At 50.1% G+C, this 21,722-nt stretch carries 17 protein-coding genes and 1 pseudogene; 11 read left to right on the top strand and 7 right to left on the bottom strand.

Annotated elements, in window-relative coordinates:
- Nucleotides 1-59 precede the first annotated feature (59 nt).
- Nucleotides 60-2,120, top strand: a complete 2,061-nt coding sequence (locus JSN25_RS04770) for an AsmA family protein (RefSeq protein ID WP_199952775.1) — start codon at nucleotides 60-62, stop codon at nucleotides 2,118-2,120.
- A gap of 43 nt (nucleotides 2,121-2,163) precedes the next feature.
- Here the strand turns inward: JSN25_RS04770 and JSN25_RS04765 are convergent, their stop codons facing one another.
- From JSN25_RS04765 to JSN25_RS04755, 3 genes are all read right to left on the bottom strand, one after another.
- Nucleotides 2,164-3,486: an MFS transporter gene (locus JSN25_RS04765; protein WP_069323751.1), complete on the bottom strand. Its 1,323-nt coding sequence runs from the start codon at nucleotides 3,484-3,486 to the stop codon at nucleotides 2,164-2,166.
- Nucleotides 3,487-3,835: 349 nt separating this feature from the next.
- Nucleotides 3,836-4,861 (bottom strand): inner membrane protein YhjD, encoded by a 1,026-nt coding sequence (yhjD, locus tag JSN25_RS04760; RefSeq protein ID WP_121529674.1) that lies wholly within the window; start codon nucleotides 4,859-4,861, stop codon nucleotides 3,836-3,838.
- Nucleotides 4,862-4,908: 47 nt separating this feature from the next.
- Complete coding sequence (locus JSN25_RS04755) at nucleotides 4,909-5,808, bottom strand: LysR family transcriptional regulator (protein WP_038635118.1); 900 nt, start codon at nucleotides 5,806-5,808, stop codon at nucleotides 4,909-4,911.
- Nucleotides 5,809-5,927: 119 nt separating this feature from the next.
- On the opposite strand from JSN25_RS04755, the gene JSN25_RS04750 reads away from it, so the two are divergent.
- Nucleotides 5,928-6,686: an SDR family NAD(P)-dependent oxidoreductase gene (locus JSN25_RS04750; protein WP_159121634.1), complete on the top strand. Its 759-nt coding sequence runs from the start codon at nucleotides 5,928-5,930 to the stop codon at nucleotides 6,684-6,686.
- A gap of 364 nt (nucleotides 6,687-7,050) precedes the next feature.
- A complete protein-coding gene (locus JSN25_RS04745) occupies nucleotides 7,051-7,653 on the top strand; it encodes a helix-turn-helix transcriptional regulator (RefSeq protein ID WP_160955353.1) in 603 nt (200 codons plus the stop codon).
- 45 nt (nucleotides 7,654-7,698) lie between these two features.
- Here the strand turns inward: JSN25_RS04745 and JSN25_RS04740 are convergent, their stop codons facing one another.
- On the bottom strand, nucleotides 7,699-8,022 hold the full coding sequence (locus JSN25_RS04740; protein ID WP_069323754.1) for a glycoside hydrolase family protein: 324 nt from the start codon (nucleotides 8,020-8,022) through the stop codon (nucleotides 7,699-7,701).
- Between the two features lie 86 nt (nucleotides 8,023-8,108).
- Nucleotides 8,109-8,648, bottom strand: coding sequence for a GNAT family N-acetyltransferase (locus JSN25_RS04735; RefSeq protein ID WP_085049163.1), 540 nt, complete (start codon nucleotides 8,646-8,648; stop codon nucleotides 8,109-8,111).
- Between the two features lie 167 nt (nucleotides 8,649-8,815).
- Here JSN25_RS04735 and JSN25_RS04730 point away from each other — a divergent pair, with 167 nt between their 5' ends.
- Nucleotides 8,816-10,405: an STY4199 family HEPN domain-containing protein gene (locus JSN25_RS04730; protein WP_085049062.1), complete on the top strand. Its 1,590-nt coding sequence runs from the start codon at nucleotides 8,816-8,818 to the stop codon at nucleotides 10,403-10,405.
- 27 nt (nucleotides 10,406-10,432) lie between these two features.
- On the opposite strand, the gene JSN25_RS04725 is transcribed toward JSN25_RS04730, so the two are convergent.
- Nucleotides 10,433-12,082, bottom strand: a complete 1,650-nt coding sequence (locus tag JSN25_RS04725; RefSeq protein WP_032940627.1) for an alpha,alpha-trehalase — start codon at nucleotides 12,080-12,082, stop codon at nucleotides 10,433-10,435.
- A gap of 427 nt (nucleotides 12,083-12,509) precedes the next feature.
- Between JSN25_RS04725 and JSN25_RS04720 the strand changes: the two are divergent.
- From JSN25_RS04720 to fraE, 6 genes and pseudogenes are all read left to right on the top strand, one after another.
- Nucleotides 12,510-13,906 (top strand): annotated as a pseudogene (locus JSN25_RS04720) (cytochrome-c peroxidase).
- Nucleotides 13,907-14,029: 123 nt separating this feature from the next.
- Entirely contained in the window at nucleotides 14,030-14,749 is a 720-nt protein-coding gene (locus JSN25_RS04715) for a GntR family transcriptional regulator (RefSeq protein WP_087857176.1), read from the top strand.
- A 176-nt stretch (nucleotides 14,750-14,925) separates the two neighbouring features.
- Nucleotides 14,926-15,903: a 6-phosphofructose-aspartate deglycase gene (gene fraB, locus JSN25_RS04710; protein WP_087857266.1), complete on the top strand. Its 978-nt coding sequence runs from the start codon at nucleotides 14,926-14,928 to the stop codon at nucleotides 15,901-15,903.
- A 63-nt stretch (nucleotides 15,904-15,966) separates the two neighbouring features.
- The gene (locus JSN25_RS04705; RefSeq protein WP_038635106.1) at nucleotides 15,967-16,806 is read left to right on the top strand and encodes a fructoselysine 6-kinase; all 840 of its coding nucleotides are present in this window, start codon (nucleotides 15,967-15,969) and stop codon (nucleotides 16,804-16,806) included.
- Nucleotides 16,807-16,868: 62 nt separating this feature from the next.
- Entirely contained in the window at nucleotides 16,869-18,188 is a 1,320-nt protein-coding gene (locus JSN25_RS04700) for an anaerobic C4-dicarboxylate transporter family protein (RefSeq protein ID WP_038635104.1), read from the top strand.
- Nucleotides 18,189-18,240: 52 nt separating this feature from the next.
- A complete protein-coding gene (fraE, locus tag JSN25_RS04695) occupies nucleotides 18,241-19,284 on the top strand; it encodes a fructose-asparagine asparaginase (protein WP_085049060.1) in 1,044 nt (347 codons plus the stop codon).
- 66 nt (nucleotides 19,285-19,350) lie between these two features.
- Here the strand turns inward: fraE and JSN25_RS04690 are convergent, their stop codons facing one another.
- Nucleotides 19,351-20,277, bottom strand: a complete 927-nt coding sequence (locus JSN25_RS04690) for a LysR family transcriptional regulator (RefSeq protein ID WP_085049059.1) — start codon at nucleotides 20,275-20,277, stop codon at nucleotides 19,351-19,353.
- Nucleotides 20,278-20,460: 183 nt separating this feature from the next.
- Between JSN25_RS04690 and JSN25_RS04685 the strand changes: the two genes are divergently transcribed.
- Nucleotides 20,461-21,624, top strand: coding sequence for a mandelate racemase/muconate lactonizing enzyme family protein (locus tag JSN25_RS04685; protein ID WP_085049058.1), 1,164 nt, complete (start codon nucleotides 20,461-20,463; stop codon nucleotides 21,622-21,624).
- Nucleotides 21,625-21,722 lie beyond the last annotated feature (98 nt).

The following is a 21,722-nucleotide window of genomic DNA, read 5'->3' as shown; positions in this document are numbered from 1 at the left end:
CATTTTGCCCTGCTGGACTATCTTTAGGACAGGCAAGGAAGGAAGTGAGGACGCTAACTATGACAAAAGCAGGCAAAATAACCGTATCAGTATTAGGGGTTTTCTTGTTGTTGATCGTCGTATTCATCATTGTGATTGCGACATTTGACTGGAACCGGCTCAAACCGACCATCAACCAGAAAGTCTCTACAGAACTCAACCGGCCCTTCGCCATACGGGGCGATCTGGGCGTGGTTTGGGAGCGCCAGAAGCAGGAAACCGGCTGGCGTAGCTGGGTTCCGTGGCCGCACGTTCATGCCGAGGATATTATCCTTGGCAACCCGCCGGACATTCCCGACGTCACCATGGTGCATCTTCCCCGTGTGGAAGCCACGCTCGCGCCGCTGGCATTGCTGACAAAAACCGTCTGGCTACCGTGGGTCAAGCTGGTAAAGCCTGATGCGCGCCTTATTCGCCTGTCGGAAAAAAACAATAACTGGACCTTTACCCTCGCAGAAGATGAAAACCGCGATCCCAATGCGCCGCCCTCTGCGTGGTCTTTCCGGCTGGATAATATTCTCTTCGATCAAGGACGCATCGCTATAAACGATAAGGTGACCCGCTCGGAGCTTGAGATCCTGGTCGATCCGCTGGGTAAGCCATTGCCTTTTAGCGAAGTGACGGGCGCAAAAAATAAAGAGAGTCAAACCCGCGTTGAGGATTACGTATTTGGTTTGCAGGCCAAAGGACGCTATAACGACGAACCGCTAAGCGGTAGCGGAAAAATAGGCGGGATGCTGGCGCTGAGGGGCGAAGGAACCCCTTTCCCGGTGCAGGCTGATTTCCGCTCGGGCAATACGCGCGTAGCATTTACCGGTACGGTAAATGACCCGATGAATATGGGCGGCGTGGATCTGCGGCTTAAATTCTCGGGTGATTCGCTAGGGGATTTGTACGATTTGACGGGGGTGCTGCTCCCGGATACGCCGCCGTTTGAAACCGATGGGCGTCTGGTGGCGAAAATCGATCCGGAAAAATCCTCTGTTTTTGATTACCGCGATTTTAATGGCCGTATTGGCGACAGCGATATTCATGGAACGCTAACTTATACGACCGGTAAGCCGCGTCCGAAACTGGAAGGGGACGTCGAATCACGCCAGCTGAGACTGGCTGATTTGGGACCGCTGATTGGTGTGGATTCGGGGAAAGGCGCGGAAAAGGCCAAACAGTCTGAACAGCGCAAAGGTGAGAAGAGCGTCCAGCCTGCCGATAAAGTCTTACCGTATGACCGTTTCGAAACTGACAAATGGAATGTGATGGATGCTGACGTACGTTTCAAAGGTCGGCGCATTGAACACGGCAGCAGCCTACCGATTAGCGATCTCTCCACCCATATCATCCTGAAAAATGCCGACCTGCGCCTGCAGCCGCTGAAATTTGGCCTGGCGGGAGGCAGCATTGTTTCCAGAATCCATCTGGAAGGGGATAAAAAGCCGATGCGTGGGCAGGCGGATATTCAGGCTCGCCGCCTGAAGCTAAAAGAGCTCATGCCGGATGTAGAACTGATGCAGAAAACGCTCGGTGAAATGAACGGTGACGCTAAATTTAGCGGCAGCGGAAACTCGGTGGCCGCGCTGTTAGGAAACAGCAATGGCAACCTGAAGCTGCTGATGAACGACGGCTTAATCAGCCGGAATCTGATGGAAATTGTGGGATTAAATCTGGGTAACTATCTCGTTGGTCAGATATTTGGTGACGATGAGGTCCGGGTGAACTGCGCGGCGGCGAATCTGGATATCGTTAACGGCGTGGCGCGTCCTCAAATCTTTGCTTTTGATACGGAAAATGCGGTGATCAATGTGACCGGGACCGCGAGTTTTGCCTCTGAGCAACTGGATTTAACCATCGATCCAGAGAGCAAAGGTATTCGTATTATTACGCTGCGTTCGCCGCTGTATGTTCGCGGGACCTTCAAGAACCCGCAGGCAGGTGTAAAAGCTGGGCCATTGATTGCGCGTGGTGCGGTTGCCGCCGCATTAGCCACGTTAGTCACTCCAGCGGCGGCACTGTTGGCGCTGATTTCTCCTTCCGAAGGGGAAGCCAACCAGTGCCGGGCGATACTGTCGCAAATGAAGAAGTGATGTCAGGCCGGATGCGATGGTTACACCGCATCCGGCAAAAGAATCATAATGACTGATGACGGGTCTCATGGGTTAACAGCAGCGCGATCAATGTCAACGCCGCCATCGATGCCAGATACGTTCCTACCGCTGCCAGACCGTAGTTAGCCTGCAGCCATGCGGCAATATACGGGGCAACGGAAGCGCCAAGAATCGACGAAACGTTATATGAGAATGATGCGCCCGTGTAGCGAACCTCGGTTGGGAACAGCTCCGGCAGCAACGCGCCCATCGGACCAAATGTCAGTCCCATCAGGCTTAAACCCAGCAGCAGGAAAGCGAACACCAGCGCCGGATTGCCAGATCCGAGCAGCGGTTTAAAGGCAAACAGCGCAAACAGAATGATAAGCGTGGTGATGATGAGCATGCTCTTGCGGCGACCAAACGCGTCGGCCAGCAGACCCGCCACAGGCACCATAACGCCAAAGCCAATTACCGCCATCATCAGCATCCACAACACTTCATTACGTGGCAGGCCAAGCCCTACAGGCGCGGCGGCTGTACTGAACGTCATCGAATAGACGGTCATGATATAGAACAGCGTATAGGTCGCCAGCATGATGAACGTGCCGAGGATCGTTACGCGAATATGCTTTGTCAGTAAGGTACCCAGCGGGATTTTCACCTGTTTTTTCGCCGCAGCGACTTTGGCGAAGACCGGGGACTCATGCAATGAAACGCGAACGTACAGGCCGATGATCACCAGTACCGCAGAGAAGATGAACGGTACGCGCCAGCCCCAGCTCATAAACTGTTCATCGGTCAGCAGCCAGGAGAGCAGCAGAAAAGTGCCGTTGGCGAAGAAAAAGCCGATAGGCGCGCCCAGTTGCGGGAATGATCCGTACAGCGCGCGTTTACGCGGCGGCGCGTTTTCCGTTGCCAGCAACGCCGCGCCGCCCCACTCACCGCCCAGACCTAAACCCTGACCAAAACGCGCCAGTGCCAGCAGCAACGGGGCGAAAATGCCGATAGTTTCATAGCCCGGCAGCAGGCCAATGACAACCGTTGAAATCCCCATGGTAAGCAGTGAAGCAACCAGCGTGACTTTACGGCCTACGCGATCGCCGAAATGGCCGAACACCGCGGAGCCGATTGGCCGGGCCACAAAAGCGATAGCGAAGGTGGCGAGGGACTGCAGCGTAGCCGCGGTCGGATCTCCCTGTGGGAAGAAAATATGGGGAAACACGATCACCGCGGCGGTCGCGTAGATATAGAAGTCGAAGAACTCAATGGCGGTACCAATGAGTGAGGCGACGACAACTTTATTGCGCGAGTTGACCGGGGTGTGTTCCTGTTCGTTGTCGAGTGTTGTGGCTGTTGCTTGCATAATATTTTCTTATTTTTGGCCGAACGAAAGGCCATATTACGCACAGCAAAAGCGATATTTCAATCTGTAACAAACCCTGCAATTGGTCAAAAAAAGAGCAAAAAGGGGATAATATTCAGGCTGAAGATTTCACTTCCATGAAATGCTTCACATAATTTAAAACTTGGATGATAAAACTGGTTTTTGGTTAAATAAAAGTTACGGGTTGGATTTATTCACTAAATCAGTAAGAACAGGCGGCATTATAATTGCCGGATGGCGCTGCGCTTATCCGGCCTACAAACTCACCCGTAGGCCGGATAAGACGCGTGCGTCKCCATCCGGYAATTGACAACTATTCCGGCGGTGGCTATTGCGTTTTCCCCGGCATTCGCGGGTCATCTTTGTATTCCGCCGTGGCTATCCAGGCGGCGCAAAACAGCGTCAGACGAGCGAAGAAGTAGAAGAACGCCATCAGTCCAAGCACGGAACCAAACGCCGCGCCTGACGGCGATTGCACCAGTGACGGCAGCGTGTAGGTCATGATCATTTTGATAACTTCAAACCCCAGCGCCGCGATAAATGTGCCGCGAATGAGTGCTTTCTTACGTGGTCGGTGACGCGGCAGTCGCCAGAAAATCCAGAAGAAAAGCAAATAGTTGGCGAAAATAGAGATGGTCAGGCCGATCAGGCGCCAGGCGGGCTTCAGCCATTCGATGCCGTCGAGATATAGCGCAGAGATAATCATCTGCTGGGCGGAACCGGCGATAGAAGTAATGGACAGAGTGACAATCAGCGCAATCAACAAACCAATCAATGAAACAAAATCGCGCAGGTATTTAACCCAAATTTTTTCCTGATCCTGCGGCGTACGCTCCCAGACATCTCGCGACTGGGCACGAATCGCTTCGCGCAGATTACCCATCCAGTTAATCCCGGAATAAAGGGCGATCCCAAGCCCGACCAGACCCACAGTGGTTCGCTGCTGAACGGCAGTGTTAATGGTGTTTTTTAACGTGGAGGCGAGCGTCGGGTCGCTGACGTTAAGCAGTATTTTGCTGAAGATATCCTGCAACAGCGTAGGGTGGGAGGCGAGAATAAAACCGGCGGCGGCAAATGACACCATCAGGATAGGGATCATCGACAGGAACGAGAAGTAGGTGATAGCGGCGCCAAACTGGTTTCCCATGCGGTCATTAAAACGCTCTGCGGCTCGAATCATATGGGCGATGACGGGCTGGCGTTGAATTTTATCGGCGAGGGTCAGGGCTGTTTGCAATGCCTGGTTGGTCGTACCGTTGGTTTCTGTTTTTTCACGCTCCTGGGTCTCAATTTTTGGGATCGGTGCGTGCTCAAGTTCCTGAATGGGGCGTTTTATCTCTTTTTCCTGCGTCATCAGGCCAGTATTCCTTGTTCTGTTCATTCTCAGGACAGTATAGCTTGTCAGTCCACATAATCTTTCATTACGCCGGTCAGCCATTCCATAAACAGATGAACCCGGCGGGAGAGGTTGCGGCGATGCGGATACAACAGAGAAACCGGCATCGGCTCGGCACGATACTGCCCTAACACCTCGACCAGCGTACCGGCGCGCAGGGCGTCGCGTACGCCGACGCGTGGCACCTGAATAATGCCCAGGCCGGCAAGGCACGCTGCATGATAGGTTTCCGTGCTGTTCACCGTCAGCATGCCGCCGGTTTTAACCCATTGAGTACCGTTGCCTGTCGCCACCTCGAAACCTTGTGCACGCGTTCCCAGGTTCACCGAGTAATGCACCACCGCATGCGAGGCTAAATCTTCCAGGCTTTCCGGGTAGCCAAAGCGGGCCAGATATTCTGGGCTGGCGCAGTTAATCTGCGTGAGTTTACCCAGCGGACGGGCAATCAGCCCTGAATCTTTCAGCGTACCTACGCGTACGACGCAGTCGAAACCTTCGCGGATCAAGTCCACCAGCCGATCGCTGCTGCTGAGTTCGAGTTCAAGTCCCGGATATTGATGCAAGAAGGCTGCCAGGCGAGGCATCACCAAATTTCTCGCGACGCCCACCGGCATATCCACGCGCAGCTTGCCGCTGATACTGGCCGAATCGTGATGGAATAGTCCATCCAGTTCATCCAGATTGCTTAGCAGATCTTTCGCGCGTTCATAATAGATCATGCCGTCTTGTGTGAGCTGGACGCGTCGGGTGGTGCGGTGCAACAGCTGCGTGCCCAGATGATTTTCCAGGGCCTGGATTTGTCGCGATACGCTACCTTTAGGTAGTCCAAGGGTGTCCGCTGCACGCGAAAAACTCTCCAGTTCTGCGACGCGGATGAACAACTGCATTGCGTGAATTTTATCCATTCTCATGCCCTATTGTTGTTCTGTATGAAACAGTAATGCGCAATCAGCGATATTTATTGTTTTTCTACCACCTAATAAGCTTTGTCTCAATCTTCACTACACATGAAATGAGGTTTCTTATGACGCAACGTATCGCATTGGTGACCGGCGGTGGTCGTGGACTCGGTAAAAACGCGGCGCTTAAGCTGGCAAGCAAAGGAATCGGTATCATCCTGACGTGGAACAGCAATGAAAAAGAAGCGCTGCAGGTTGTGGATGAAATTCGCCAATCTGGCGGTAAAGCAGCGGCATTACCGTTGAATGTCGGGGATATTTCAACATTCCCTCAGTTTATAAAACAGGTGCGGGAAACCTTACAGACCCAGTGGCAAAGCGACACCTTTGATTATTTATTGAACAATGCCGGGATTGGTATTAACGCGCCGTATCCGGCGTTCACCGAAGCGCAATTTGATCAACTTTTGAATATCCATTTTAAAGGTCCTTTTTTCCTGACGCAGAACCTTTTACCGCTGATGAACAGAGGCGGCAGGATCCTCAATGTTTCAACCGGACTTGCGCGCTTTGCGCTGCCGGGTTACAGCGCATACGCGGCTATGAAAGGGGCGATGGAAGTGTTAACCCGTTATCAGGCAAAAGAACTGGGGGAGCGCGGAATTACGGCCAATATTATTGCCCCCGGCGCGATAGAAACCGATTTTAGCGGTGGAAATGTGCGGGATAACGCGCAACTGAATGCGTACATTGCTTCGCAAACAGCGTTGGGGCGAGTTGGTTTGCCGGATGATATCGGTGACGCGATTGCCGCGTTGCTCAGCGATGAGCTGGCGTGGATGACGGCGCAGCGTATTGAGGTCTCCGGCGGAATGTTCCTGTAACCCGTCGTGTCTTATTCAGCCAGATATTGGCTGAATAAGCATTTAATGCGATTTTTTATTTTGTAACATATTTGAATGATGGTTTGCATTCCTTATTTTTCGACAAAAATATAGACTGCATATAATTAATATTAATTAATATACATGAGCGTCAAAATATAAGAATTTACTTAATATATTTCTCTGTTTTTGTTTCTTTGTGTGATTCTGTTGATTGAGCTGTAACTAATCATAATTTCTGCTTCTTTCTTCTACGACTATCGGTACAATGGCCCACCCGCCAAATGGTGACTTCTTATTTTACCCTATGGGTAATACCCTTCCGCGCGCTAAGGCTAATATCTTATTCAGACGGAGATAAATAATGCAGTTAATAATGTTTGACAGGCAGTCAATATTTATTCATGGAATGAATGTAAGTTTACAGCAACGTATTCCAGGAGTGGATGTTCAGGGTGTCAGTCAGACAGATGACCTGTGGCAGAAGCTGGAAGACAACCCTGATGCAATGGTAATGCTGGATGGCGATCTTGATGCTGAGTTCTGCCGCAACTTGCTGCAACAGATCGCGCAACGCTATTCGGCGGTAAAAGTGCTGGTAACAGCAACGGATTGCCGGAAAAGATGGCTACAGGAGGTCACGCATTTAAACGTGCTGGCCATTGTTCCACGTGACTCTGACGCGGAAACCTTCACACTGGCGCTCAATAGTGTCGCGATGGGCATGATGTTTATCCCCAGAGACTGTATTACAGTGACTGAGAGTAGCCGCCAAAATATAAGATCGCTCAGTGCGCGTCAGCGAGAAATTCTGACTATGCTGGCCGCGGGCGAGTCGAATAAACAAATTGGCCGACTGTTAAATATCAGTACCGGAACGGTAAAAGCCCATCTTGAGTCGCTTTACCAGCGTCTGGAGGTAAAAAATCGTACGCAGGCGGCAATGATGTTAAACGACGCTATTTAATTGACGTAAATTTCACAGTCAGAAAATTTCTGGCTGTGAAATAGCTTAAGGCCAAATTTCTGTCATGTTAAATCGGGTTATTCCCACGCTGAATATCCACGCAATTAACGTCTCTTGTTGAAACCGATCTTTTATTTGCGGTTTTTTTTCATATAGTAACGCCTCACAGAGATGCAGATCGGCGAGCAGAAGTGCTTCTGCCTGCATTAGCGTAATTGGGGTATCAAAGGTTTCGTCTGCGGCAATTTCATGCCCGTAACCTATCACCCAAATTCCATGTTTATCCTGATACTTTTCCAGCGACAGGCCTTGCCATTGCTTAATAAATGCGACACAGGCGGGTGTGAAGTGCGTTGAACGGAGCGGCATAATACTCTCTGAGTAAAGAGATATATTTTAAGAAATCCACTCCGTTACGCCAGTTGCCATGTAGCCAGTTTTTACAGCAAAACGCCTTATGGCATTGGCGGCTGATATTCACGTTTTAACAGGCCGAAAAGCCAGTCATCGCGCCAGGTTTGTTGTAGCCAATAGCTTTCCCGCAGCGTACCTTCGTGAATGAACCCAATCTTTTCCAGCAGACGTCTTGAGGCTTCGTTTCCTGCGGTGACGCAGGCCGTCAGCCGGCGGAGTCCGCCGTGGGTAAATGCGTAATCGCAAACGGCATGCAGGGATTCAGTGCCATAACCTTTACCCTGTGCCTCGGGAGTAAGCAAAAAACCGACCTCGGCACATTCATTGTTTTCATGAATATATCCAGTCACCCCCAGCGGCGTTCCCGATGCCTTATCGCACAGCACCAGGCAAAGCCAGTGCGGGCTGCCGGGGGACCACTCTGGTAAGCGTGAATGAAAGGCTGCCTGTATCTCTTGTTCTGTGCGCGTATCAGCGACAAAGCGCATCACATCAGCGTTCTGCTGTAACGTTAAAAAGAACGCCCAATCTTCAATATTCAATGGACGACAGATCAGGCGCGATGTTTTCAATACGGGCACGGACATATCTCCTGAATAATTTTCCATGATTGTGCGGAAGTCACTGTAAAACAGATTTATTTGCTATATGAATGTGTTTTAGTCTACGTCGATACACATCTGCTTTTATAGAAAATAACGACATACCATTGTGAGGCCGCACGTTTTGGGTCCTGTTAGGGAAGATGATGACCAATAGCGCATTACAAGCGACATGTACACCCTTTGAACGTTGTCTGGCGATCATCCGTCAGGCATCGGTAGAAATATTGCTGCTGTTAGGCGTGCATGTCGCAGAGGGTAAAGAGCCGCGATGGTTCCTTGAGCAGCTTGACCAGGCCAGATTGAATCTGGGCGGCTGGGGAGCTGTCGCCAGACGTTTGCAGATGAACGATGCGCAATTGAGCCAGTTCACTCTACGGCTGCGTCATCTGCAGCAGAGCGTGCCGCAGTATGAAAATGGCCAGGACGTCAGTGAAAACCAGCTGATTTCTGCGCTACGCTTCGTGGCGTCTCTGGAACAATTGCGTCAGCAACAGCCCATACTGAAGTATGAAACTGAGATTGAACGTGCAGAGCCGGAAGCACAGATCCATGCGCAGCGTCAGCTTCGTGCCATAGAATTAACGCTCAAATCGCTTATCGCCCGGGTATGGCCGGATCAACATCCACTCAACAGCTTCCTGAAACAGCACTTCGGTGGGGAACGCCTGCGCCGTTGGTTAAAACTGGGTGACAGTCGGGATGCGCTGGACGGCATGATGTTTAGCGAGCTGGCGCTTATGGTCGTGGATAAGAAATTGTTTGTACGCCACTTTACCCAGATTTTTAACGACACCTCGGTGCTGACGTTGTTTGTCGAACCACGTCTTACGTTGCGTATGTTTCTGGATGATTGCCGGCTGGCCCGCAACGGCGTCATCGCGCAGCAGCCGCTGACCTCAGTACAACTGATGTTGCTGGATTGTCAGTACCGACAGATTACTCACCCTGTACAACGGGCATTTGCAGAAAGGCGTACGCGTGTTAATCCCGCGTCATATCTGGAGTCTGATGAGACGACCGTCCGCCAGTTCTGGGAAATGGCAAAGCAAAAGGATGAGCAGGCGGGGGGCGACAAACAGGAAATCGCCGACAGTATTGATCCGCCGGAGAAGCGAGCAAAGCGCACCGCGGAGGAGCGTGAACAGCTGATTTCAGGCATGTTGTGGGTCGCGGTCGGCGTGATGGTGCTGGTGATTTCGCTGGGTGCGTTCTGGTTATTCACTTCGCCAGCGCCACAGGCGCCATCCGGACAATCCGTTGAAATCGTGCAGGAGGAACCGCGCCGTGATGCACCTTCCGCACGGGAATCTGTGACCCGAATGGGTATCACCTGGGATGCCTTTAACATGCGCGCGGCTATCGATCGCAACGATACCCGTGTGACGTCACTGTTCCTGCAGGGCGGGATGGACTGGAAGCTGGCGTGGACGGAACAAGCATTCGCTGCGGGCAATACCGAGGTGTTGAGACTGCTGCTGCGTTATCCTGCGCAGATGAACGAGAGCAAACCTTGCAGACAGTTTATGAGTACGCTCAGTCATGCCATGTCGAATGGGGCGTCACTCACTTCCTTGCACAAAAGCTACCTGCAAAGTTTTTGTTCGGTTCCGGCGGTTATCGCACGTCAACAGTATGATCTTGAGCAGGCTCAGCTCCGCGCTCGCGCAGAACCCAGCCCGGAGAACAAGAAATGGCAAAAAATTCATACTGAACTCTACGATGCGATTAACTAACGGCCTGAGGAGTCAGGCCGCCAGCGGCTAAGGTTCGCCATACAGCCCGATGAGTCGGCGCACCACGCCGTTTGTCCAGCCAAAGCCGTCCTGCAGCGGATATTCCCCGCCGCCGCCTTCGCGCGGCATGCCGTCGGCAATATGGTATTTTTCGATAAGCTTGTGGTGTTCCTGGTAAAAGAGATTCACCGTTTTCAACCAGTTACGGGCAATTTCATCCCCGAGATGGTCGTCGCCATACAATTTGAAACCTTGAATAGCCATCCATTGCAGCGGCGCCCAGCCGTTGGGTTTATCCCACTGCTCACCGGTTTCATGTTCTGTGGCTAAAATACCCCCTGGCGTTAGCAGGCGGCTGCGTACCGCATTGGCCAGCCGGTCGGCTTGTTCATGCGTTGCCATGCCGACATACAGCGGTACGATACTGGCGGCAGAGAAGAGGGCCATTTGTTCACGTCGCCAGTCATAATCGCGATAGCAGCCGTTTTCATCATCCCATAAGTAGCGATTCACCGCATCGCGGCGGTCATTGGCTTTCTGGCGAAACAGCGCTTCAGCTTCTTTGTCACCTTTCAGCGCCGAAATATTGGCGATGGCGCTCTCCAGCTTGTAGAGGAACGCGTTCAGATCAATTGGGATGAATTGTGTCGTGCGTATGCTGGCAAGGCGGCCTGCATCGCGTAGCCAGCGTGAGGAGTAATCCCATCCCGATGCCGCGCCTGCACGCAAATCGCGATACACCTCATTGGGCGGTCGACCTGAATGCTTGGCGGTCTCGACGTCTTCAAGCCACGATTCATCGCGCGGCGTATCACGATCGTCCCAATAGCGGTTGAGCAAGGATCCGTCCGACATTCTGATTACGTGGCGGTAGGCCTGGTTGAGCACCAGCGAATCGGCGCCATCCATCCAGAACGCGTACTCCATTTTTAGATGATCAAGATAACGGCGCGCGCCACGTACGCCATCCTCTTCAAACAGTTCCACCATCAGCGCAAAGACCGGCGGCTGCGAGCGGCTCAGGTAGTACGTTCGATTACCGTTTGGGATGTGACCATAATTTTCGATCATCCAGGCAAAGTTATCCGCCATACATTTCAGCAGATCTTCGCGCCCGCTCTCTGCCAGACCCAGCATGGTGAAATAGGAATCCCAGTAGTAGGTTTCGCTAAAACGTCCGCCAGGCACAATATATGACTGCGGTAACGGCAGCAACGAGGACCAGGGAATGTGGTCCTGCGGTTCGCGCGTCAGCACTGGCCACAATTGATCGATATGCTCTTTCAGCGAATTTGCCGGATCAGAAACGTATTCGCTGGAGGGCGTTTCCGGGAGCCAGAAATGGTTCTCAACAAAGCGCTTCAGGTCAAAGTCCCGATGGCGTTTGACCTTGCGATAACGGATCAAAATGTCCAGCGGGTCCATTTTGGGTGCACAGTCGGGGAAGGTTTTGCTATCGGCAAACAGTTTCGACGACTGGACATGTTCGAACAGCTCAAGGTAACGATCGGCCGGGGTTAACGCATCTGAGGCGGGCAGCCCTTCAATCATCTCCGGCTCAGGCTCTGCCTCAATCATTTCATCCAGCTTTAACTCGCACGGATCCATTTCATAAAGCAGATCGATGTCGATCGTCAGTTCTTCAGAAGGGGCGTGGGGTAGTTTCTGGTTGAGCATAATGAGAAAGACCTCCGATGGACGTTGAAATAGTAAGGCTGTTGCCCGGTCGTCAGTTAAGCGTAGACATTCGCTTCGGTATTGGCTGAGTAAAGCGTGCGGTTGATCACGTTTTAGTGTTGAGCATTATTTAAAAAATTAAACTATCCCAATGATAATAATGAATAATTCAGAATCGTGCGCGACCTGAAGATATTCCATTTTCAGAACATTCGATTGCAACGAGGTGTGAACGAAACCTGCTAATGGCTTAACGCTATAATAGGCACAGGCTATTCTATTGATAGTTCTCCTCCATGTAATTGCTTGATACTTATCAAAATAGTAATCCCCTCATTTCCTATGATGGTCAAGTCTGACAAAGACTGTGCATTAATTATTCTAATTTTTCTGGGTCACAATAACTCACAACGGTGAGGGTAAAATAATGAAAATCATTACCCGTCTTACCGCGATTGCCATAGCTGGCATCGTGATTTGTTATTTTGGATTATCCGGTTATGTGTGGTATCACGATAATCAACGGAGCAAACAGGCTGATGTTCAGGCCTCTTCGCTGGAAGCAAATAATAAAGTTTTAGGATTCTTGCGCGAAAAAGGATGTGATTATTGTCACACCCCTTCGGCTGAATTACCTTTCTATTCTTCTTTTCCTGTCGCTAAGCAGTTGATGAATTACGACATTCAACTGGGATATAAATCCTTTAATCTTGAGGCCGTTCGTGCGGCGCTGGTCGCGGATAAACCCGTTCGCAAAGCGACCTGAATAAAATTGAATGGGTGATGCAGTACGAAACCATGCCGCCGACGCGTTATACCGCGCTGCACTGGGCCGGTAAGGTGAGCGATGCGGAGCGAAAAGACATTCTGGGCTGGGTCGCCAAACAGCGTGAGCAGTATTACGCCAGTAAAGATACCGCCGCGCAGCATCGTAATGAACCCGTACAGCCAATACCAGAAAGCATCCCGACTGATGCCCGGAAGGTGGCGCTTGGCTTTACGCTTTATCACGATCCGCGTATTTCCGGCGACAGCACGATCTCTTGCGCGCACTGTCATGCCCTGAATGCGGGTGGTGTGGATGGCCGGAAAACGTCAATTGGCGTAGGCGGAGCGGTCGGGCCGATCAACGCGCCAACGGTGTTTAACTCAGTCTTTAACGTGGAACAGTTCTGGGATGGCCGTGCGCCGACATTGCAGGCGCAGGCAGGTGGTCCGCCGTTGAACCCGATTGAAATGGCATCTAAATCCTGGGATGAAATTATCCAGAAGCTGGATAAAGATCCGCTCTTGAAGCAAGAATTTATTGCGGTTTATCCACAGGGATTCAGCGGAGATAATATTACCGATGCGATTGCTGAATTTGAGAAAACGCTGATCACGCCAAATTCACCGTTTGATAAGTGGTTACGTGGTGATGAGGAAGCGTTAACGGCTCAGCAAAAACATGGCTATCAGTTGTTTAAGGAAAATAAGTGCGCGACCTGTCATGGCGGTATTATTTTAGGCGGACGCTCATTTGAACCATTAGGTTTGAAAAAGGACTTTAATTTCGGCGAAGTCACTGCCGCAGATATTGGCCGGATGAACGTTACCAATGAGCTACGTGACAAGCTACGTCAGAAAGTCCCTGGATTACGTAACGTTGCGCTGACTGCGCCTTATTTCCATCGCGGTGATGTGCCTACGCTCGATGGTGCGGTCAAACTGATGCTGCGTTATCAGGTGGGTAAGGAACTGCCGCAGGAAGATATCGACGATATCGTGGCGTTCCTCGAAAGTTTGAACGGGATTTATACGCCGTATATGCAGAACCATCAGTAATTTCAATATGATAAATCGGCCACCAGATTGATTTTGTGGCCGATTTTCTTTTTTATGCCAGCAAATGTCAGGTAAATAGTTATAATACATGTCATGGTATTCTAATAATACAAAAGGATACAAATGATGGAGCAACCTGACAGCAATAGCGCAAAACCTCTCTATAAACAGCTTGAGGCATCCTTGAAAGAGGCGATTTTGCGCGGTGAATACAAGCCCGGTCAGCAGATCCCCACAGAAAATGAACTCAGTAGCCAGTGGCAGGTTAGTCGTGTAACGGTGCGTAAAGCTCTGGATGCTCTAACGCGTGAAAATCTTCTGACGCGTGTTTCTGGCAAGGGAACGTTTGTCAGCAATGAAAAATTTCAGCGCAGCATGACCGGGATTATGAGCTTTAGCGAGTTGTGTCAGTCCCAGGGGCGGCGGCCTGGCTCCCGAACTATCAAATCGGTTTTTGAATCGGTGGATAACGAGACCAGCGCCTCGCTGGGAATGGCTGAAAAAGAGAAAGCGGTAGTCATTGAACGTATTCGTTATGCTGACGATATTCCCGTTTCGCTGGAAACCATCCAGTTACCTCCTCGTTTTGCCTTTCTGCTGCAAGAGGACCTCAATAATCATTCGTTATACGCTTGCTTACGTGAAAAATATGGGCTGTGGTTTACCCATTCGCGCAAAATGATTGAGCTAGTGTATGCAAGCTTTGAGGTTGCTCACTATCTTGGGGTGAGTGAAAATTATCCTCTGATTTTAATTAAGAGTGAAATGATTGATAACAAAGGAGAATTATCTTGTGTGTCTCGTCAGTTGATCGTTGGCGACAAGATTCGATTCACCGTATAGGTCCTCCTCTTACATCTTTGATACTGGCTAAAATCGGGATCCGTGTCGCGGATCCCGATTTTTTATGGTTCTTACGTTGATCAAATGTCTTTAAATGTATTATAAAAATACCAATACATTAAGAGTCATTTTGTAGGCGATATCCGCCTGTATGATTGATTGAACCAGAGGGAACCATAATGAGCATTAAAGAAATTGTGAACGATATTGTGGCCAGCCAGGCGGAAAAAGGGGGGACTAAACATGTTTACTATGTTGCCTGTGGTGGGTCTTATGCCGCGTTCTACCCGGCAAAAGCATTCTTAGAAAAAGAGTCAAAAACGCTGAGCGTGGGCCTTTACAACAGTGGGGAATTTATCAGTAACCCGCCTGTTGCGCTGGGTGAAAATGCCGTCGTTGTTGTTGCTTCGCATAAAGGCAATACCCCTGAAACCACGAAGGCGGCAGAAATTGCACGCCTGCATGGCGCGACCGTTATTGGGCTTACCTGGGTTATGGATTCACCTTTGGTTGCGCATTGTGATTATGTTGAGACCTATACCTTCGGCGAGGGAAAAGATGTCGCTGAAGAGAAGACGATACAATGTTTGCTTACCGCGGTAGAGCTTCTTCAGCAAACAGAAGGCTATGTTCACTATGACGATTTCCTGGATGGCGTCAGTAAAATTAACCGTATTGTATATCGTGCTTGCGAGCATGTGGCTGAACGGGCACAAGCATTTGCTCAAGAATATAAAGACGATAAAGTTATTTATACTGTTGCCAGTGGGGCGGGCTATGGCGCGTCATATTTACAAAGTATCTGCATATTTATGGAAATGCAGTGGATTCATTCAGCCTGTATTCACAGCGGTGAATTCTTCCACGGACCGTTCGAAATTACGGATGCTAATACACCATTTTTCGTACAGCTTTCTGAAGGTAGTACCCGCCCGGTCGATGAGCGTGCATTAGATTTTCTGAAAAAATATGGTCAGCGAATTGAAGTGATAGACGCGAAAGAGTTAGGGTTGTCGACTATCAAAACTACGGTTATTGATTACTTTAACCATTCTCTCTTCAATAATGTTTACCCTGTCTACAACCGAGCGCTTGCTGAAGCTCGCCAGCATCCGCTCACTACACGTCGCTATATGTGGAAAGTAGCATACTGATTACTAAAGGATTAAGGTAAAAGCAGGGACGCTTTTTAAGATTTTATAGAGCAGGGTATTATTATGAGTATTCGCGTAATAGGTATAGGTGACAATGTCGTCGATAAATACCTTCATTCTGGAATGATGTATCCAGGTGGCAATGCCTTAAATTTTTCCGTCTACGCAAAGCAAGCCGGTGCTTCAAGCGCCTTCATGGGGGCGTTTGGGAATGATGACGCGGCAAAACATATACAAGATGTATTGCATAAGTTACAGATAGATATTACCCATAGTCGGCATTATGAGGGGGAGAACGGTTACGCCTGTATTCGCCTCAATAATGGCGATCGTGAGTTTGTCACCAGTAATAAAAATGGTGTTTTACGCGAACATCCCTTCATGCTGACGGTGGATGATCTGCGATACATTGCCAGTTTTGACTTAGTTCACACCAGTATTAATGGTTATCTTGAAAGTGAGCTGGAAAAAATAAAACAGAAAAATATCATGATATCATTCGATTTTTCTGGACGTGGCACCGATGATTATTTCGCAAGAGTATGCCCATGGGTAGATTATGGCTTCATTTCCTGTAGTGGCATCTCACCAGATGAAACCAAAGAAAAAATAAATAAGCTTTACCAATACGGTTGTCGACATATTATTGCAACCTGCGGGCATGAACGTGTTTATTATTTTTCCGCTGGTGGTTTTCTTGACTGGACGCCGAAATATATTGAGCCAGTAGATACCCTGGGGGCAGGTGATGCGTTTTTAACCGGATTTATGCTCTCCATTATCCAATCAGGTACAGCTGAGCCCGATCGAGAAAGGGTGCTGTGCGCCATGCAGGCTGGTGGTAAATCTGCAGCGAATGTTTTGTCTGATTACGGTGCATTCGGTTTTGGTAAACCGTATTAACCCTGTTAACGCTGTTCCACTCATGTAACCCAACATTCACTCCAGATAAGCCAGGAGGAAGTATGTTTTGGACGGAATTGTGTTTTATTCTTTTAGCCTTAATGGTTGGCGCCAGGATTGGCGGTGTGTTTTTAGGCATGGTCGGGGGACTCGGTGTTGGCGTCATGGTATTTGTTTTTGGCCTGACCCCATCCACACCGCCGATTGACGTTATTCTTATTATTCTTTCGGTTGTTTTAGCTGCCTCATCATTACAAGCCGCCGGTGGTCTGGATTTACTGGTTAAACTGGCAGAGAAAATTCTGCGCCGTCATCCTCGTTATATTACGCTGCTGGCGCCTTTTATTTGCTATATCTTCACTTTTATGTCCGGAACGGGGCATGTTGTTTATAGTTTATTACCGGTTATTTCTGAAGTCGCCCGTGATTCGGGGATCCGTCCTGAGCGGCCATTATCCATTTCTGTTATTGCATCGCAGCAGGCTATCACAGCCAGTCCAATATCGGCGGCGATGGCGGCAATGATTGGTTTAATGGCCCCGTTAGGGATATCCATTTCTACAATTATGATGATCTGCGTTCCCGCTACGTTAGTGGGTGTCGCGATGGGGGCCTTAGCGACCTTTAATAAAGGCAAAGAGCTAAAAGATGACCCAGAGTATCAACGCAGGCTTGCGGAGGGTTTAATAAAGCCTGCTCAGAAACAACACGATAAAACTGAAGTTACCTTTCGCGCTAAGCTCTCTGTCGTACTGTTTTTGATGAGTGCCGTGGTGATTGTGCTCTTAGGGATTATTCCTCAATTACGACCGGTAGTGGAAACGGCAAAAGGGCTGCAACCGTTATCGATGTCGGCAGCGATCCAGATAACAATGCTCTCTTTTGCCTGTCTGATAGTCTTGATATGCCGACCTCCGGTGGACCAAATTATCAGCGGGACTGTGTTTCGCGCGGGGGCACTGGCGATTGTCTGCGCCTTTGGCCTTGCCTGGATGAGCGAAACCTTCGTCAATGGGCATATTGATCTGATTAAGGCAGAGGTTCAGACGCTATTACAGCAACATACCTGGTTAATTGCCATCATGATGTTTTTTGTCTCTGCGATGGTCAGTAGCCAGGCGGCAACAACGCTCATTCTTCTACCGTTGGGGCTGGCATTAGGCTTACCTGCATATGCGCTCATTGGTGCATGGCCTGCGGTGAATGGATATTTCTTCATTCCGGTGGCGGGTCAATGTCTGGCTGCGCTTGCTTTTGATGACACGGGAACTACGCGCATAGGCAAATATGTATTTAACCATAGTTTTATGCGGCCTGGTTTAGTGAATGTTATTGTTGCTGTCGTCGTTGGCCTTATTATCGGGAAAATAATCCTGGCTTGATTTTTTTGAAGCATTTCCTGTATCCCTAATTAATTAAATTCAGAGGATGAAAATGAATATTAAAATATTCATCGCGGCGGCGATGTTATTTATCAGTTCAAACGTTTTTAGTGCGATAACGCAACCTCACATAATAATTCTGGCGACGGGAGGAACCATCGCTGGTACCGCTGAAAATAACACCCAAACATCGGGATATAAATCTGGTGAAATAGGTGTTCAGACATTAATTAAAGCAGTGCCTGAAATTAATAAGATTGCCAGTGTTGATGGTCAGCAAATATCTAATATCGGCAGCGAAAACATGACCAGTGACATTATTTTAAAGCTATCTAAGCAGGTGAATGCGCTGCTCGCGCGTGATGACGTTGACGGTATCGTTATTACCCACGGAACCGACACGCTTGATGAAACGGCCTACTTTCTCAATCTGACGGTTAAGAGCGATAAACCCGTGGTGTTCACTGCGGCGATGAGACCCGCGACGGCCATTAGCGCAGACGGTGCAATGAATCTGCTGGAAGCGGTCACGGTGGCCGCCGATCCGAATGCAAGGGGTCGGGGGGTTATGGTGGTTTTAAATGATCGCATAGGTTCTGCAAGGTTTGTGACCAAGACAAACGCGACCACGCTGGATACCTTCAAAGCCCCTGAGCAGGGGTATTTAGGGGTTATCGTCAATGGCAAACCAGAGTTTGAAACTCGCATTGAAAAGACGCATACCCTGCGTTCCGTTTTTGATGTAAGAAATCTTAAAAAGCTGCCGCAGGTAGCGATTATTTATGGTTACCAGGACGATCCTGAATATATGTATGATGCTGCAATTGCGCATCATGTAGATGGGATTGTCTATGCCGGAACCGGTGCCGGGTCGGTTTCTGTCAGAAGTGAAGCTGGAATTAAAAAAGCAGAGAAAGCGGGAATCATTGTGGTGCGTGCATCCCGAACGGGTAACGGCATTGTTCCACAGGATAAAGGGCAGCCGGGATTGGTGTCTGATTCATTAAATCCTGCGAAAGCCCGGGTTTTGCTGATGACAGCCCTGACAAAAACGAAAAATCCTGAGCTCATTCAGCATTATTTTAATACCTACTAAGATCGGTTGTTTAACGCGCTCGTTTGTATGCAAAATGGGCGCGTTTCCTCCCATCCGGATATTTTGTTACCTCTGCTCGCCCACGAATATTTCCCACAATTCTTCTACCGCTCTGGACATTCTGCCCGCAGGCCGAAACAGTCGGATATCAATGGGTATCCATAATCCGCTCTTCTGTGGGGCCGCCGCGGCAATCGTCCCGGCCTGAACATCCGGAGCCGCCAGACTTTCCGGCAGCCAGGCAATGCCGTCCCCGGCTTTGACCATCGCCAGCAGCGTGGCGGCCAGATCGGCGGTGAAGGCGATGTCCATACCGCGTCGGGCATGATTCACCGGTGACGTGTTCGAGAGGATCCTCCCCAGACCGGATTCTGCAGAGAAGGAGAGGAACGGAAATTTTTTGCCCCCCATAGCCTGCCAGAGCGGCTGATGAGAGCCGGGATCACATTTGGAGTAGGGTAATAACGTTTCTTGTCCAAGGCGAACGCTGAGATATTTCGTCTGATCAAGATTGATGTGCATGTGAGGGTGGTAATAACACAGCAGAAACTGCGCATCCCCATTTTCAATCATCCTTTCACAGGCGCTGAGCGTGTCTGACAGCAGGCGAAATGAGCCGAAACGGGCGATTTTTTCGTTATTACGCATCAGCGCCGGAAAAAATGAGAACGACAGGGAGTGCGTTGCGGAGAAAATAACATCCGGTCGTGTATTTCCCGCCGCTTCAATGGTTTCATTTCTCAGGGTATATAGCGCCCGGATCAGTTCGGGCACTTGAGCGACGAAAACTTCCCCCGCTCGAGTCAGGCTAACGCCACGGCGGTTACGCTCAAAAATCGGCGTTCCCAGCCACTCTTCCAGCGAGACAATGCGCCGACTGAATGCGGGCTGCGTCACAAATCGGGAAGCGGCTGCGCGAGAGAAATTGAGTGACTGCGCCAGCGCAACGCAGTCTTCAAGCCAGGTGAGTTCCAGGTGATGCCGATTTTGCATTACAGCCAGCCTCTTTGGCATTAGATCAGTAAATGAGCACTGCTTAAGATGGAGAAATACAGGACGATGGCGTCCTTAAATGCTGCCTGGATACATTATGCCAATAATAAACCGGCATGAGTTATCACTTTTTACAGGCGTGTAAGTGCGAGCATAACTGACTAAGAACCCGCCGGAGAAAACATGCGTATCCTCGATGTTGTAGAAATTACCAAACCCATCGCTTCCCCTATTCGTAACGCCTATATCGATTTCAGCAAGATGACGACCAGTCTGGTGGCCGTTGTGACTGACGTTGAGATAGAGGGTCGTCGCGTGGTGGGATACGGATTTAACTCTAATGGTCGTTACGGCCAGGGGGGATTGATCCGCGAACGCTTCCGTAACCGCATTCTGGACGCTGACCCGGAAAGTCTGCTGAATGCCGAAGGCGATAACCTGGATCCGCATAAAATCTGGGACGTCATGATGAGTAATGAAAAGCCGGGGGGCCATGGTGAGCGCTCGGTGGCTGTTGGTACGCTGGATATGGCTATCTGGGATGCCGTTGCCAAAATTGCCAACAAGCCGTTGTTCCGTCTGCTGGCTGAGATGAAGGGCGTTGAGGCGAATCCACGCGTCTTTGTCTACGCGGCGGGGGGTTACTATTATCCGGGTAAAGACCTGAGCGCGCTGCGTCAGGAAATGCGAGGCTACCTGAACCGCGGCTACAACGTAGTTAAAATGAAAATCGGCGGCGCATCGTTGGAAGAGGACCGTCGCCGTATCGAAGCGGTATTGACTGAAATTGGCGACGAAGCGCGTCTTGCCGTCGATGCCAATGGTCGCTTTGATCTGGAAACCAGTATTGCCTATGCCAAAATGCTACGGGATTATCCATTGTTTTGGTACGAAGAAGCCGGCGACCCGCTGGATTATTCTCTCCAGGCCGCGCTGTCAGAATTTTACCCAGGCGCGATGGCGACAGGTGAAAACCTCTTTTCTCATCAGGATGCGCGCAACCTGCTGCGCTACGGCGGCATGCGCCCGGATCGCGACTACCTGCAATTTGACTGTGCGCTTTCCTACGGTCTGGTCGAATATCTGCGTACCCTGGACGTACTGGCGCAGTTTGGCTGGTCTCCATCACGCTGCATACCGCATGGCGGTCACCAGATGTCGCTGAACATTGCGGCGGGTCTTGGCCTCGGTGGGAATGAAAGTTACCCGGATCTGTTTCAGCCGTACGGCGGTTTCCCGGATTCAGTGAAGGTGGAAGAGGGTCATATCGTCATGCCAGAACTGCCGGGCATCGGTTTTGAAGGGAAATCTGATCTGATTAAAGAGATGCGTGCGTTGGCCGAATAGCGCGGGCGGAGGTGACATAACACCCCTCCGGTTGCCGGAGGGGTGTTACTTGAGTGTGTAGTGAATAGCGTCTACACCTGTGCAATTAGCGCATAGTA

Origin of the sequence: Citrobacter cronae, assembly GCF_016893685.1 — a bacterium.
Classification (GTDB): domain Bacteria; phylum Pseudomonadota; class Gammaproteobacteria; order Enterobacterales; family Enterobacteriaceae; genus Citrobacter; species Citrobacter werkmanii.
Note: the sequence above shows the minus strand (reverse complement) of the source record. Positions and strands in the feature narration are given on the sequence as shown.